This window comes from Bradyrhizobium sp. HKCCYLRH3097 (assembly GCF_051167875.1).
GTDB lineage: Bacteria > Pseudomonadota > Alphaproteobacteria > Rhizobiales > Xanthobacteraceae > Bradyrhizobium.
Window position 1 is genome coordinate 390,587 of record NZ_JBNPTX010000003.1, and the last position, 14,582, is coordinate 405,168.

12 protein-coding genes are annotated in these 14,582 nt (G+C 66.4%); 4 read left to right on the forward strand and 8 right to left on the reverse strand.

The genetic code is table 11. The features are described 5' to 3' along the window. Positions 1-2: 2 nt before the first annotated feature. Together ACQR0U_RS10780 and ACQR0U_RS10785 are read right to left on the reverse strand one after the other, a co-directional pair. A complete protein-coding gene (locus ACQR0U_RS10780) occupies positions 3-857 on the reverse strand; it encodes an ABC transporter permease (RefSeq protein ID WP_316165860.1) in 855 nt (284 codons plus the stop codon). Further along, positions 854-1,909, reverse strand: coding sequence for an ABC transporter ATP-binding protein (locus ACQR0U_RS10785; protein ID WP_434843192.1), 1,056 nt, complete (start codon positions 1,907-1,909; stop codon positions 854-856). The genes ACQR0U_RS10780 and ACQR0U_RS10785 overlap by 4 nt, the downstream gene beginning before the upstream one ends. A 176-nt stretch (positions 1,910-2,085) precedes the next feature. Here ACQR0U_RS10785 and ACQR0U_RS10790 point away from each other — a divergent pair, with 176 nt between their 5' ends. Next, positions 2,086-2,907, forward strand: a complete 822-nt coding sequence (locus ACQR0U_RS10790) for an IclR family transcriptional regulator (protein WP_434843193.1) — start codon at positions 2,086-2,088, stop codon at positions 2,905-2,907. A gap of 191 nt (positions 2,908-3,098) precedes the next feature. On the opposite strand, the gene ACQR0U_RS10795 is transcribed toward ACQR0U_RS10790, so the two are convergent. The 6 genes from ACQR0U_RS10795 to ACQR0U_RS10820 all read right to left on the reverse strand — a co-directional run bounded on the left by ACQR0U_RS10795 (position 3,099) and on the right by ACQR0U_RS10820 (position 9,801). After that, positions 3,099-4,109 (reverse strand): CobW family GTP-binding protein, encoded by a 1,011-nt coding sequence (locus tag ACQR0U_RS10795; protein ID WP_316171633.1) that lies wholly within the window; start codon positions 4,107-4,109, stop codon positions 3,099-3,101. Beyond that, entirely contained in the window at positions 4,106-5,710 is a 1,605-nt protein-coding gene (locus ACQR0U_RS10800; RefSeq protein ID WP_410051831.1) for an amidohydrolase family protein, read from the reverse strand. Before ACQR0U_RS10800 ends, ACQR0U_RS10795 begins: the two co-directional genes overlap by 4 nt. Positions 5,711-5,939: 229 nt before the next feature. Continuing rightward, entirely contained in the window at positions 5,940-6,770 is an 831-nt protein-coding gene (locus ACQR0U_RS10805; RefSeq protein ID WP_315825353.1) for an ABC transporter permease, read from the reverse strand. An 81-nt stretch (positions 6,771-6,851) separates the two neighbouring features. Then, positions 6,852-7,883 (reverse strand): ABC transporter substrate-binding protein, encoded by a 1,032-nt coding sequence (locus tag ACQR0U_RS10810; RefSeq protein ID WP_315825354.1) that lies wholly within the window; start codon positions 7,881-7,883, stop codon positions 6,852-6,854. Positions 7,884-7,912: 29 nt separating this feature from the next. After that, positions 7,913-8,977, reverse strand: coding sequence for an ABC transporter ATP-binding protein (locus ACQR0U_RS10815; RefSeq protein ID WP_316191444.1), 1,065 nt, complete (start codon positions 8,975-8,977; stop codon positions 7,913-7,915). Then, positions 8,977-9,801, reverse strand: coding sequence for an ABC transporter permease (locus tag ACQR0U_RS10820; RefSeq protein ID WP_316191445.1), 825 nt, complete (start codon positions 9,799-9,801; stop codon positions 8,977-8,979). The genes ACQR0U_RS10815 and ACQR0U_RS10820 overlap by 1 nt, the downstream gene beginning before the upstream one ends. A gap of 454 nt (positions 9,802-10,255) precedes the next feature. Here ACQR0U_RS10820 and ACQR0U_RS10825 point away from each other — a divergent pair, with 454 nt between their 5' ends. From ACQR0U_RS10825 to ACQR0U_RS10835, 3 genes are all read left to right on the forward strand, one after another. Further along, complete coding sequence (locus ACQR0U_RS10825) at positions 10,256-11,146, forward strand: ABC transporter substrate-binding protein (protein WP_316191446.1); 891 nt, start codon at positions 10,256-10,258, stop codon at positions 11,144-11,146. Between the two features lie 317 nt (positions 11,147-11,463). Beyond that, positions 11,464-13,104: an amino acid ABC transporter permease/ATP-binding protein gene (locus tag ACQR0U_RS10830; RefSeq protein WP_316191447.1), complete on the forward strand. Its 1,641-nt coding sequence runs from the start codon at positions 11,464-11,466 to the stop codon at positions 13,102-13,104. A 58-nt stretch (positions 13,105-13,162) separates the two neighbouring features. Next, positions 13,163-14,404, forward strand: a complete 1,242-nt coding sequence (locus ACQR0U_RS10835) for an acetamidase/formamidase family protein (RefSeq protein WP_315713577.1) — start codon at positions 13,163-13,165, stop codon at positions 14,402-14,404. The last annotated feature ends 178 nt before the right edge of the window (positions 14,405-14,582 follow it).

Here is a 14,582-nt window from a genome sequence, read left to right on the forward strand (position 1 = left end):
GCTCACCCCAACATCCGCCTGGCGCGCGCCTCGACGACGCGCTGATAGGCCAGCATGATGACGAGATTGATCACCAGCACGAGAATCGCGATGGCGGCCCCCAGCGGCCAGTTCAGCTCGTGCATGTATTCGTCATAGACCAGCGTCGCCGCCATCTTCAGCCGCCGGCCGCCGAGCAGCGCGGGGATCGCGAAGGCCGAGGCCGAAAGTCCGAACACCACCAGGCTGCCCGACAGCAGCCCCATCGTCACCTGCGGCAGCACTACGCGGCGCAGCGCCGTGAAGCGCGAGGCGCCGAGCGTCCAGGCGGCGGCCTCGACCATCGGATCGAGCTTCTGCAGCGAGGTCCAGACCGGGATGACCATGAACGGCAGCATCACATGGACGAGCGCGATGACGATGGCCGTCTCGGTGTAGAGGATCCTGACCGTGCCGAGCCCGAGCGCACGGAAGGCCTCGTTGACGAGGCCCGTGGGGCCGAGCAGCATGCTCCAGCCAAAGGCGCGCACCACGACCGAAACCAGCAGCGGGCCGATGATCGCGAGCAGGAACGCCGAGCGCCAGGGCTCGCGCATGCGCGCCAGGATGTAGGCCTCGGGCGCGCCGATCACGGCGCAGATCAGCGTGGTCAGCGCGGCGAGCCGCAGCGTGCGCCAGAAGATATTGAGAAAGTAGCTGTCGGAGAGGATGCCGATGTAGTGCGCCAGCGTGGTCTCGTCCTTGACGCCGGTCGCGGCGTCATAGACGTGGAACGACAGCGCCAGGGTGAGCCCGAGCGGCACGACCACCAATGCGGTGAACAGCAGCGCGCCCGGCGCCGCCAGCAGCCATGGTGTCGTCGCGCGCGTGCCGCTCATGCCGACTGCGCTCCGTCGGGCTTCGACGCGCGTGCGCTGGCGCTGCTCCAGGCGAGACCGACCTGATCGCCCTCGCACGCCGGCTCCTCGCCCGCATTGGGCAGGGCGACGCCGATCAATCCGGCGGGCGTCTCCACGGTGAAGAACCAGGTGCTGCCGAGGAAGAAGCGCGCTTTGATGCGGCCATCGAGCACGCCGGCGCCGGGAGCTGTCAGGCCGATCTTCTCCGGCCGGATCGCGAGCACGGCGGCCGTGCCGTCGGTGAGGTCAGCCCCCTCGCACGGCAGCAAGCGCCCGCCGATCTCGACGCCGCCGCTGCGCCGCACGCCGGACAGCCGGTTCATCTTGCCGACGAAGGAGGAGATGAACGGCGTCGCCGGATTTTCGTAGAGCCGATAGGGCGCGTCGATCTGCATGATGCGGCCCTGCTCCATCACCACCACGCGATCGCTCATCGACAGCGCCTCGCTCTGGTCGTGCGTCACCATGATCGTGGTGGTGCCGACGCGCTGCTGGATGCCGCGCAGCTCGAACTGCATCTCCTCGCGCAGCTTGGCGTCGAGATTGGACAGCGGCTCGTCGAGCAGCAGCACCGGCGGATCGATCACGAGCGCGCGCGCCACCGCGACGCGCTGACGCTGCCCGCCGGAGAGCTGGCGTGGATAGCGGTCGGCGAGCGCGGCGAGTTGCACCAGCGCCAGCGCCTGTTTGACGCGCGCCTCGCGCTCGGCCCTGATCACCTTGCGCATTTCGAGTCCGAAGGCGACGTTCTGCGCCACCGTCATGTGCGGAAACAGCGCGTAGCTCTGGAAGACGATGCCGAGGCCGCGGCGATCGGGCTTCTCGTGGGTGATGTCGCGACCGTCGAGCGTGATGCGCCCCGACGTCGGCTCGACCAGGCCGGCGATCATCTGCAGCGTCGTGGTCTTGCCGCAGCCGGAGGGGCCGAGCAGCGAGATGAACTCGCCCTTGGCGACGCTGAGATTGACGTCGCTGACCGCAGCGACATCGCCGTAGAGCTTCGTCAAACCGTCCAGCGTCAGGAAACCCATGCGTCCTCGCGCGGGAGGCTTCCTGTCATCGCCCGGGATTGCCGCCCTGGGGCTCTTTCATGCCGGCGGGCCACGCAGACGGTCAATCATGAATTCCGATATCCTGAATTTATCTATCTGATATTCTGCTATATGAAATCCATGTGACGAATTCGACGCCAACATTCACCGATCAGATGACGACAGCCGACACCGATTCGTCCTCCAGCCTTCGCCGGGCCCTGAAGCTGCTCCGCATCCTCGCCGAGGGCGACCCCGACGGGCTGCGGCTGAAGGACATCGCGGAGACCGCGGGCTGCAGCCAGCCGACCGCGCACCGCATGCTGCAGGACCTCGTGGCGGAGGGCTTTGCCGAGCAGGCCGCCGGCAAGCGCTATCGCCTGGCGCTCGACTTCTACGTGCTCGCCGCACGCGCCGGCCAAGCCAGCGGCCTGCGCGAGGCGGCGCGGCCGGCGCTGCTGCGGCTGTCGGCGACCTTGAGCGACACGATCTTCCTGCTGGTGCGCAACGGCTTCGATGCGGTCTGCCTCGACCGCGTCGAAGGACCGTTTCCGATCCGCTCCTTCACCGGCGACATCGGCGGCAAGGTGCCGCTCGGGCTTGGCCAGGGCAGCCTCACGATTCTCGCCAACCTGCCCGAGGACGAGCAGGAGGCCGTGATCCGCTTCAACATCCCGCGCCTGCTCGATCGCGGCTTCCTCGACGAGGCCTCGCTGCGCAGTGCGCTGGCGCAGGCGCGCGCGCAAGGCTGGGTCAATACCAGCACCGGCCTCATTCCCGGCATGGCCGGCGTCGGCGTGCCCGTGCTCGACGCGCAGGGCCGCGCGGTGGCGGCGCTCAGCGTGGGCACGCTGGCGGAGCGGCTGAACGCGGACCGGCTGCCGCATGTGGTCAAGATCCTGCAGGGCGAGGCGCAGGTGCTGGCCGGCAAGCTCAACCCGTTCGACGTGGCTTTGCGCTATCCATCACGGAGCTTGAGCACGATCGGGGGGAATTAGTCCTTCTCCATCACGACCACCGTCATTCCGGGGCAAGGCCGCAGGCCTTGAACCCGGAATCCCGACGTTGCCTTGCGTTCGTTTCCAACAATCTCGAGATTCCGAGTTCAATCGCGCACACGCCGTCACGTGTGCACGATTGCCCCGGAATGACGCCAAGTCCTCTCGTGCTGTCCAACCGAGACAACCGCCTAGGTCACCCACTCCGCGCGGATGCCGCCCCTCGCTGCTCCGCGCTCGGGCTCCCGCCAGGAGAACGTGAACAACCCCATCGGCTCGACCTGTTCGAGCTCATCGCGGGCAATGTCGCGCGCGATCACGACGATGAAGGGCGCTGGGGGCTTGTCGACGGTCAGTTGGCGTGGCGGCGAGAACACCGTGCCGACGCTTTCGACCAGCAATGGGCGCGGTGCTTCCTGCACCTTGACGAGCCCCTTGATGCGCAGAAGGCGCTCGCCGAGCCGACCCGCGACGTTGTCCAGCCAACTGGCGAGATCGGCATAGCCGATCTCATGGCGCGGCCGGACCAGGCAGAGCGCGAGGCGCGGATGCGCGGCGGCGAGATCAGGCGCGACGTCGCGCAGCGGCGGGGACGCCGTAAGCGGCGCAAAGGCCGCCGACACCACAGCGGCGCGATCCGCGTTGGCGACGGCCTTCGCGACTGGATTGAGCTGCGCGATCACCACCGGCGCATCGGTCAGCCCCTCCGGCGCAAGATCCGCCTTGGTTGCAATGATCCGATGTGCCGCGGCCCATTGGGCCGCGGCCTCCTCGAACGTCGCGACGTCCAGGCCGCGCGTGAGATCGTAGGTCGCGACGACGACGACGCGCATGCGGTGCTCGGCCAAGGTCGCGAGCTGGCGCAGCACCGGTCCTGGCATCGACAGGCCCGAGGTCTCCAGGATGATCCGGCGCAACGGCGGCAGGCCGGCGGGCCGCGGCGCCATGATCAGGCGGTCGATGGTGAAGGCGAGATCGCTGCCGACCTGGCAGCAGACGCAGCCGTTCGACAGCATCGCCAGCGGCACGTCATCGCCGCTCTCGCGCAGCAGCACGCCATCGAGCCCGACCTCGCCGGCCTCGTTGACGATCACGGCCGTGTCGGACGCCGTCTCCGCGCTCAGCACATCGCGGAGCAGCGTCGTCTTGCCCGATCCGAGGAAGCCGGTCAGGACGAAGAAGTCGATGATGCCGACGCTCATGGCGCCGCGGCGTCCTTGTCTTTATCCTTGGCGGCGTATTTCTCCGGCACGTCGCTCTCCCAGCTCGCCTTGACCAGCTCACGGACGTCGGCGAGCAGCTCCTCGGTGTCGTAGATGATGCCGTCCTTGATCGTGAATTTCAGGCCGCGATGCCACTCGACTGCATTGGTCGCATCGTTGAAGCGCATCGCGCCGGTGCCGTAGAGCAGCTTGAAATCGGTCAGCGGATTGTGGTCGTGGACCAGCATGTCGGCGCGCATGCCGATGTCGATGGTGCCGATCTCGTCCTGCAGGCCGCAGAGTGCTGCGCCCTGCGATGTCGCCGAGCGGATCACCTCCAGCGGATGGAAGCCGGCCTCCTGCAGCAACTCGAGCTCGCGGACATAGCCGAAGCCGAAGATCTGGTAGATGAAGCCGGAATCCGATCCGGTGCAGACACGGCCGCCGCGGTTCTTGTACTCGTTGATGAACGCCATCCAGAGCCGGTAGTTCTCCTTCCACTCGATCTCGTTCTGGGTCGACCAGCGATACCAGTACGAGCCGTGGCCGCCGCGCTGCGGCGTGAAGTAGTCCCACATCGACTTCCAAGTGTACTCCTTGTGCCAATAGGCCTGGCGCGCCCGCATCAGGTCGCGGTTGGCGTCGTAGATCGTAAAGGTCGGCACGAAGGTGAAACCGATCTCCAGGAACTGCTCCAGCACCTCGTTCCACTTGGCCGAGCCGGGCTCGGCGCCCTGCTTGAACATCTGCCCCGAGACCGAGAAGCGGAAATATTCATCGGTGTAGTTGTAGTCGAGCGGGAAGTTCTGGATCACGCGATCCTCGAACAGCGCCTCCGGCAGGCCGTAGTAATGTTCAGCGCTGGTCAGGCCCCAGCGCGCCGTGGTCAGCGCGTTCATGCGCGACACCGCCATCTGGGCGTGATGGCAGCCGGTGCGCAGGCCGATCTGTTTGCACTCGTCGAGCGCGGCTTCCATGATCGCGGGCGGCGCGCCGAAGAACTTGATGCCGTCGGCGCCGCGCTCCTTGACCTGACGCAGCCAGGTGCGCCCCTGCTCCGGCGTGTAGATCGTCTTGACCATGTCGTTGACGGCCGGGAAATAGGCATAGGCGAGCAGCCGCGGCGCGGCGATCGTGTTGTTCTCGGCGCGCTCTTTCTGGTCGAGCATCCAGGACAGCCCGTTCATCGAGCCCATCTCGCGCACCGTGGTGACGCCATGCGCCAGCCAGAGCTTGTAGACGTAGTCGACCGGCGGCACCCAGCCATTGGCGGAGTGATAGGCAACGCCGGCATGGGCGTGGCAGTCGACGAAGCCCGGCGTCACCCATTTTCCGCGACAGTCGATCTCGTGATCGGCCGGCTCGCCGGGGGTGCCGGCATAGCCATAGCCGACGATCTTCTTGATGCTGACGATGCGGCCGTTCTCGACGATGATGTCGACCGGCCCGATCGGCGGCGCCCCGGTGCCGTCGATGACAGTGGCGCTGCGCAGCGCCAGCCGCTTGAACGGCCCGATCCCGCGATCCCGCGTCGTCGCCTTCGGCACGATCGGCGCCGCGCCCTTGTTCCGGATGAAGGCGAGCTCATCGCCAGGGAGCATCTGTTCCGTCACGACGGCGTGTCCTCCATTTGAGACCGTAGGGTGGGCAAAGCGCAGCGTGCCCACCATGCGTCTGCTTTCTTCCAAGATGGTGGGCACAGCGCTGCGCGCCTTTGCCCACCCTACGCATCGTCTTCCCGTCATTGCGAGCGGAGCAAAGCAATCCAGGGCCAGGAAGCAAGTCTGGATTGCTTCGTCGCTGCGCTTCTCGCAATGACGGCGTCTACCGTCACCCCGCCCTGTACTTCCGCGCGAACGCCACGCTGCCGAACACCGTGAAGGCCATGGTCACCGCCAGCAGCATGAAGGCGAGGGCGGCGCCCATCGGCCAGTTGTTGCCGCGCACGAACTGGTCGTACACGGCAGGCGCCATCATCTTGAATCGCGGGCCGCCGAGAAGCACCGCCGTTGCATAGGTGTTCATGCACAAAACGAACACCAGGATCGAGCCGGCGGCGACGCCGGGACCCGACAGCGGCAGGATCACCCGCCAGAACACGCGCGCGCCTGAGGCGCCGAGATTGGCGGCGGCATATTCGAGGTCGCGGGGGATGCTCTCGATGACCGCGGACAGCGTCAGGATCATGTAGGGCAGCACGACGGCGATGATGCCGATGATGACCGCCTTGGTCGTGTACATGATCTCCAGCGGCGCGGAGATCAGGCCGAGCTTCATCAGAACCGTGTTGACGAGCCCGTCGCGCGCGAACAGCGCCATCCAGCCGGCCGAGCGCACGACATTGCCGACCAGCAGCGGAAACAGGGTCGCGATGACGACCAGGCTCTTCCAGCGGCTCTCCATGCGGCCGAGCCAATAGGCCGCCGGAAAGGCGAGAATCAGCGTGAGCAAGGTACACAGCAGCGCGATGCCCAGCGTGGCCAGGATGATCTGCTGGTAGTACGGATCGGTCGCGGCCTTGACGTAGTTGTCCGGCGACAGCGCCTGCATCATCAACTGGGTCGGGCTGAACTGGTTGAGCGAGATCCGGAACATCAGGATCATCGGCCCGACCAGCAGCGCCAGGACCAGCAGACAGGCAGGAACGACCAGCAGCGCCATCGCGCGAGCTCCGATTGCGAAAGTGTCGGCTGTTCAGCCACGGCTCCTGCGGCCTCGCCGCAGGAGCGCATCATTCAAGACTTACGCCTTGAACTCCTTGTTCCAGAAGTCGAGCGTACGCTGCGAGCGCCCGGCGGCATAGGCATAGTCCGGCTTCAGCAGCCGCGCGCGCTCGGCCTCGGTCAGGCTGACCTGCTTGGCGAGATCCTCCGGCAGCGGCGCATCGGTGACCGTCGGGACATAGCCCATCTTGTCGGCGAAGCCGCCTTGCGCCTTGGCGTCCAGCATCGCGTCGAGATAGGCGAAACCGCCGGCCTTGTTCTTGGCGTTCTTCGGCACCGCGGCCTGGAACACGATCGCCGGCGTGCCTTCCTTCGGCACGACATGGGCGAGCGGAATGCCGGACTTCTTCCACATGAAGCCGCGGGCAAGCCACATCGTAGTGATCCAGACCTCCTCCGACTTCAGCGCCGCCGCCAGCGCCTCGTTCGACGGATAGATCTTCACGTCGAGCGAGCGCCATTCCATCAGCTTCTTCTCGGCCGGATCGAGATTGCTGACGCCGCCGCCGCCGGCGAGCGCCGCGGCCAGCGTGTTGTTGGGATAGAGGATGTCGGCGAGACCGATGCGGCCGCGCCATTTCGGATCCCACAGATCGGCGAAGGATTGCGGCGGCGTCTTCACCTGGTTGGTGTTGTAGAGGATGACCTGCGCCGAATAGATGTGCGGGATCGCGATGTCGCTCTTGAGCTCCGGGAACACCTTGTCGAGCCGCTTCACCTGGGCTGCATCGACCTTTTCGAACACGTCCGACTGCGACACGATGTAGGTATCGTTGTCGGACAGGCACGACACGTCCATCGAGCCGCGGCGACTCTGTCGCTCGGCCAGCAGCTTGGTCTTGCGCGGATCGGCGTTGGCGACGTCCTGCACGATCTCGAACCCCTTCGGCGTCATGATCGGCTTATCGATGATGTCGGAGAGCAACTGGCCGTAGTCGCCGCCCCAGGTGCCGACCACGACCTGTCCGCCTTCGGCGCGGGCAGTGGGCATGCCGGAGGCCAGCGCGGCGACGCCGGCGCTGGCGGAGAGAAAATGTCGTCGCGAAATCATGGGAGAACCTCTCGCTGTGGATGGATGCGTTACGAAGATGTCTGCGGCACGAGACGCGGGACCTTGCGGTCCCACTGCAGGGACACGGGATCGTTCGGTTTGAGTGTTGCCAGCGGCTCGCTCGCGTCGGGCGTTGGCCTGACGGCCACCAGCGTCTCGTCGCCGATCGCCACCACATATTCGCTCTGCGCGCCCATATAGGTGATCGCCAGCACGCGGCCGCGCACCTCGCCGGACTCACCGGCCACCACTGCAATGCGTTCAGGCCGCAGCGCGAAAGCATCGGCATCGTCGCGCTCGCCGCTGGCGACATCGACCGGCAACAGCAGGCCGGCGCTGGTACGGAAGTTATTGGCGTCCGCACGCCGGCCGGCCAGGATGTTGCAACGGCCGACGAAGTCGGCGACGAAGGCATCCCTGGGCGAATCATACAGCTCCTGCGGTGTGCCGATCTGGCGCACGCGGCCGCCCTCCATGACCACGAGGCGATCGGCCATGGTCAGCGCCTCCTCGCGGTCATGCGTCACCATCAAGGTGGTCAGGCCGAGCCGCTGCTGCAGCGCGCGGATCTCGAGCCGCACCTCGGCGCGCAGCTTGGCATCGAGGTTGGACAGGGGCTCGTCGAGCAGGAAGATGCGCGGATTGATCACCAGCGCCCGTGCCAGCGCGACGCGCTGCTGCTGCCCGCCCGACAATTGCCGCGGCAGCCGGTCGGCGAGATGCGACAGCCGCACCAGCCTGAGCGCCTCCTCGATCTTCGTCTTGCGCTCGGCGGCACCGATGCCGCGCATCTCCAGACCAAAGCCGACATTGTCGGCTGCGCTCATGTGCGGAAACAGCGCGTAGGACTGGAACACCATGCCGGTCGCACGCTTGTAGGCCGGCAGATGCGTCACGTCCTCGCGGTCGAACAGCACGCGGCCGCTCGTGGCCGGCAGGAAGCCCGCGACCATGCGCAAGGTGGTCGTCTTACCGCAGCCGGAGGGTCCGAGCAGCGCGACCAGCTCGCCCTCGCCGACGGCGAGATCGAGCCCCTCCACGCCGATCGACGTCCCGAAGCGCTTGGTCAGCTTCTCCAGGGTGAGCTGCGCCATCACACCACCCGCGACAGCTTGACGAAGCGGTCGGTCACCACCATCAGAATGCCAACCAGCGCGATCTGCACAGTGGCGACCGCGGCGAGCGTCGGATCGATGCGGAATTCGAGGTAGTTCAGCATCGCAACCGGCAAGGTGATCCGGCCGGGACCGACCAGCAGCATCGACAGATCGAGATTCTCGAAGCTCTGGATGAAGGAGAACATCGCCGCGGCGACGATGCCGGAGCGCATCATCGGCAGGGTGATACGGCGGAACACCGTGAACGGGCTGGCGCCGAGATTGGCGGCGGCCTCCTCGGCGGCACGGTCGAGCCCCTGCAGGCTGGCGACCACGAGCCGCACCGTCCACGGAATCGCCAGCAGCGTATGCGCCGCGACGAGCCCTTCCGTGGTTGCCTTGATGTCGCGGTCGAGCAGGTCCTCGGCGACCACATAGAACATGTAGAGGCCGGAGCCGGCGACGACGCCGGGCACGGCCAGCGGCGCCAGCAGGAACGACGACAGCGCCTGGCGGCCACGGAACTCGCCGCGCACGATGGCAAGCGCCGCCGCAGTGCCAATGGGCACGCCGATCGCGGTCGCGAGCAGCGCGACCTGGAAGCTGGTCACGAGGCCACGCAGAAATTCCGGCTTGCTCAGCGCGTTCGCGTACCATTTCAGCGACAGGCCCGGCGGCGGAAAGCTCACGATCTCCTGCGCGAAGAAGCTGGTCACGACGATCATGACGACGGGCGCGAAGATGACGGCATAGGCTGTGACGATCAGTGTCCGCACTGCGAAATGGCCGAGTGACATTTGTCCCGTAAAACGGAACGGCATTGCAGACACCTCAACAAACAGATCAGCAACTTGTGCGGCGGCATCGTAGTCGGGAGCTCCGCTGCCGCCAAGCCTGGGCCACGAGTTATCGCAATGCACATTCGCATGGGCGCAGCGACGCGGCGATCCTGACGCGTGATGCGGCGGCAGCGCCATCTTGGCGCTAGCCCCGTGCGCACGTGAAACCGTCGCCGGCGCGCTCGATTTCCGACTTTCGGAATCTTCGAGGACCGAGCAGGCGGACTTGACGCCTGCGCGACGGTCCGTCGCAACGGCGCGGATTTGAGCAATGCGTGCTCAATTCTTGCACCGGCACGATCCAATATTTTGTGCGCCCACGGACAAGCCATCCGCGCAGGCCCGCACCTAAGCTTGCCTTCGAGCTTGGACCGGGGCGACGGCACCAATGCACCGCCGGACCAGCGCGACATCATCGTTCGAAGGAGCTGGCAACATGCAGACGAGGCTATTCACTGGAGCGCGGCGGGCGTGGCTTGCCGCGCTCGGCGTCATCATCGCGGCGGGACTTCTCGCCCCCATCGACGCGCAGGCGGCGACGCCCGCGGGCTGCGCGGCGCTGAAGGAGAAATATCCGGACTGGAAGGGCAAGACGCTGGTCAACGCGATCAATCCGCACACGCCGGGCTATGAGTCGATCAACCCGAAAGACCCGAGCAAATATGTCGGCTTCGACATCGATCTCGGCGAGGCCATCGGCGACTGTCTCGGCTTCAAGCTGACCTACAAGCCGGTGACCTTCGCCGCGCTGCTGACGACCTTGGCGAGCGGTCAGGCCGACATCGTCATCTCCGACATCTACGCCACCAAGGAGCGCGCCAAGGCCGCCGACTTCATCACCTACTCCAAGGTGTTCGACGGCGTGCTGGTCGCCAAGGGCAACCCGAAGGGCATCAACGGCATCAACCTGTCGATGTGCGGCGCGGCTGCGGCCGAGAACACCGGCTACGTCGAGGTACCGCTGATCCAGGATCTCGCGCCGAAATGCAAGGAAGCCGGAAAGCCTGAGCCGACGATCCAGCTCTACGACAACAACGCCAACTGTATCCAAGCCATCCTGGCCGGGCGCGCCGACACCTATGTCAACGACGTCAACACGGTCGACCAGGCGGTGAAGGCCTATCCGGACAAGCTCGAAAAGGCGATCGCGGTCACCATCCCCTATTCGGTCGGCATCGCCGTTCCCAAGGACAAGCCGAAGTTCCGCGACGCCGTCATGGCCGCGCTGATCGAGGTGCAGAAGGAAGGCATCCATCAGGAGCTGCTGAAGAAGTGGCAGCTCGATCCGGCGAACTTCAAGGAGCCGGATATTCTCACGGCGGACTAATGCCTCGTAATCGTCTCAAGGCGGAACCGCGGCCGCGCGCGCGCTGCGCTCCCCTCCCCTCGCGCGAAGCGGAGCTTCGCTAGGCGGGGAGGGGTCGGGGTGGGGGTCCACACGATGAATCTTTGCTGGGTACCCCCTCCCCACCCCTCCCCCACAAGGGGAGAGGGAGCGCACCAGTTACTTGGCGACTCGTGCGCGAGGCAACTTCGTAGGGCGGGCAAAGCGAAGCGTGCCCACCGTATTTCTTCCCGAACACCACGGTGGACACGGCGCGTCGCGCCTTTGCCCACCCTACGCATCCAGCAGGCCGCCCCCTCATGTCCCTCTTCCTGCACTATCTCAGCATGCCGTACATGATACAGGGCATCGAGCTGACCCTGCAGGTCACCGCGCTCGGCCTGATCGGCGGACTAATCCTCGGCCTCGTCCTCGCGGCCATGCAGCTCAGCCGGTTCTGGCTGCTGGCGGCGATCGCACGCGGCTACACCGTGATCTTCCGCGGCACACCCCTGATCCTGCAGATGGTGTTCGCCTACGACGCGCTGCCGCATATCGGCATCAAGCTGCCGGCGGTGCTGGCGGCGGGCCTCGCACTCGCCTGCAACGAGGCGCCGTTCATCGCCGAGATGCTGCGCTCCGGCGTGCTCGGCGTCGATCGCGGCCAGCTCCTGGCCGCCCAGGCGCTCGGCATGACGCCATCAGTGCTGATGCGCCGCATCATCGCGCCGCAGGCGATCCGCACCATGATCCCCGCCTTCGGCAACGAGGCCGTGAGCGCGCTGAAGAACTCCTCGCTCGCCTCCGTCATCGCGGTGCAGGAATTGACCTTGCGTTCGACGCAGCTCGCGTCGTCCACCTTCGACTTCTTCTCGATCTTCTTCGCCTCGGGTCTCATCTATCTCGTGCTGACCGGCGCGATCAGCGTCATCCAGCTCGCGCTGGAATGGCTGCTCGATCTCGACCGCACGGCGAAGCAGCGCAAGCTGGCGGACTACCTTGCGCTATTGCTACCCTGGCGCCGCATCGGCCACGCGACGAAGCTGGAACTCGCCGAGAAAACAGCCCCTGCCATCGAGGCCGCGCCGCCGGAGCCCGCCGAACTGAAAGAAACGCCGCGGCTAGCGCTGTCGATCGAGGATCGCGCCAGGCGCGCGGCGACGGTCGCCCGCAACAATGTCGCCGTCGAGGTCACCGGGCTGCGCAAGGCCTATGACGGCCACACCGTGCTCGACGGGCTCGATCTCACCGTGCGCATCGGCGAGGTGATCGCGCTGCTCGGCCCCTCAGGCTCCGGCAAGAGCACGCTGCTCCGCTGCATCAATCACCTGGAGAACTGGGATTCCGGTGAGATCCGCGTCGGCGGCCGCAAGCTCGGCTTTGACGAGGCCGGCCGCAAGCTGTCGCCGCGCGCGATCGCCAATGAGCGCGCCAACGTCGGCGTCGGCATGGTGTTCCAGCAGTTCAACCTGTTCGGCCATCTCACCGCGAAGGAAAATGTCGCAGGTCCCTTGCGCTGGGTGCACGGCCTGGGCCGCTTCGAGGCCGAGCGCCGCGCGGCGGAGCTGCTCGACCGCGTCGGCCTGTCGCATCGCGCCGATGCGCTGCCGCGCCATCTGTCCGGAGGCCAGCAGCAGCGCGTGGCGATTGCCCGCGCGCTGGCGCCGAACCCGAGCGTGCTGCTGCTGGACGAGCCGACCTCAGCGCTCGATCCCGAGCTCGTGGGCGAGGTGTTGGAGGTGATCCGCCGGCTCGCCATCGACGATGGGCTCACCATGATCATTTCCACGCATCAGATCCGCTTCGCCGACGAGGTCGCCGACCGCGTCGCCTTCCTCAACGGCGGCGTCATTCTCGAGCAGGGTCCGGCGCACGAGGTGCTCTCCAATCCGCGTCACCCGCTGACTGCGCGCTTCCTCTCGGTGATGGACGCCGAGCGGCCGAAGGATGCGGTCGCATGAGTTCATCCTTCACGTCAACATCAACAATCTCGCGTCCGATCTTTCATGAGGCCCTTGTATGAAGCACCATCTGCTGCCGGTGTCCCCGAAGACCATCCATTGGGGATATTTTTCCAAGGTGGTGACACCGGCTCTCACCTTGCGCTCCGGCGACCGCGCCACGATCGAGACGCTGACGCATCACGCCAACGACGACTACGAGCGCATGATCAAGGACGATCCCGGCGCCGAGAGCGTGTTCAAGTGGACGAGGGAGCACAAGGCCGTCGCGCGGCGCGGCTCCGGCCCGACCGAAGGCCCGTTCATCCGCGGCTCCGGCGAGGGCATCGGCGTGCATCTGCTCACCGGCCCGGTTGCGATCGAGAGCGCCGAGCCCGGCGACGTGCTGGAGGTGCGCATCCTCGACATCAGGCCGCGGCCGAGCCAGTGCGGCTGCCATGCCGGCAGATGCTTCGGCTCCAACGCCGCCGCCAATTGGGGCTTTCACTATCACGACCTGATCGAGGAGCCGAAGCCGCGCGAGGTCATCACCATCTACGAGCTGGACACCGCGGGGGAGCCGTTCGCCAGGGCGGTCTACAACTACGTCTGGACGCCGCAGACCGACCCCGACGGCATTGTGCATCCGACCATCGACTATCCCGGCGTGCCGGTCGACCACGCGACGATCAGGAAGCGCGAGAACATCATGCCGGGCATCAAGGTGCCGGCGCGGCTGCATTTTGGCACGATGGGGCTCGCGCCATCGGAAGCCGACTACGTGTCCTCGATCCCGCCGAGCTACACCGGCGGCAACATCGACGACTGGCGCATCGGCAAGGGCGCGCGGATGTACTATCCGGTCGCCGTGCCCGGCGCCTATTTCTCGGTCGGCGATCCTCATGCCGCGCAAGGTGACAGCGAGCTCGGCGGCACCGCGATCGAGACCTCGCTCACCGGCGACTTCGAGTTCATCCTGCACAAGAAGAACGATCTCGGCGGCACCCAGCTCGAAGGCCTCACACATCCGCTGCTCGAGACCAACGACGCCTGGTCGGTCTACGGCTTCACCTATCCGAACTATCTCGCCGAACTCGGCGCCAATGCGCAGACCGAGATCGCCAACCATTCCAGCCTCGACCGCGCCATGCGCGACGCCTTCCGCAAGCTGCGCCGCTTCCTGATGACGGTGCATCATCTCAGCGAGGACGAGGCGATCTCGCTGTTGTCGGTCGGCGCCGATTTCGGCGTCACCCAGGTGGTGGACGCCAATTGGGGCGTGCATGGCACGATCCGCAAGAACGTGTTCCGGTGTGAGTGAGGTCGACGTCGGGCACCCTCTCGCCCAGCGCAAGGTGCGCTCCCTCCCCCGCTTGCGGGGGAGGGTCGGGGTGGGGGCGCCCCAAGCGACACCGCCGCTGTGGACCCCCACCCCTAACCCCTCCCCGCAAGGGGGAGGGGAACAGACCGCGCGCGCGGCGACAGCCCCAGCGACAACG

Coding starts and splice junctions, on each gene's coding strand:
- ACQR0U_RS10780 (WP_316165860.1), bottom strand. CDS start 857: ATGAGCGGCACGCGCGCGACGACACCATGGCTGCTGGCGGCGCCGGGC.
- ACQR0U_RS10785 (WP_434843192.1), bottom strand. CDS start 1,909: ATGGGTTTCCTGACGCTGGACGGTTTGACGAAGCTCTACGGCGATGTC.
- ACQR0U_RS10790 (WP_434843193.1), top strand. CDS start 2,086: ATGACGACAGCCGACACCGATTCGTCCTCCAGCCTTCGCCGGGCCCTG.
- ACQR0U_RS10795 (WP_316171633.1), bottom strand. CDS start 4,109: ATGAGCGTCGGCATCATCGACTTCTTCGTCCTGACCGGCTTCCTCGGA.
- ACQR0U_RS10800 (WP_410051831.1), bottom strand. CDS start 5,710: ATGCTCCCTGGCGATGAGCTCGCCTTCATCCGGAACAAGGGCGCGGCG.
- ACQR0U_RS10805 (WP_315825353.1), bottom strand. CDS start 6,770: ATGGCGCTGCTGGTCGTTCCTGCCTGTCTGCTGGTCCTGGCGCTGCTG.
- ACQR0U_RS10810 (WP_315825354.1), bottom strand. CDS start 7,883: ATGATTTCGCGACGACATTTTCTCTCCGCCAGCGCCGGCGTCGCCGCG.
- ACQR0U_RS10815 (WP_316191444.1), bottom strand. CDS start 8,977: ATGGCGCAGCTCACCCTGGAGAAGCTGACCAAGCGCTTCGGGACGTCG.
- ACQR0U_RS10820 (WP_316191445.1), bottom strand. CDS start 9,801: ATGCCGTTCCGTTTTACGGGACAAATGTCACTCGGCCATTTCGCAGTG.
- ACQR0U_RS10825 (WP_316191446.1), top strand. CDS start 10,256: ATGCAGACGAGGCTATTCACTGGAGCGCGGCGGGCGTGGCTTGCCGCG.
- ACQR0U_RS10830 (WP_316191447.1), top strand. CDS start 11,464: ATGTCCCTCTTCCTGCACTATCTCAGCATGCCGTACATGATACAGGGC.
- ACQR0U_RS10835 (WP_315713577.1), top strand. CDS start 13,163: ATGAAGCACCATCTGCTGCCGGTGTCCCCGAAGACCATCCATTGGGGA.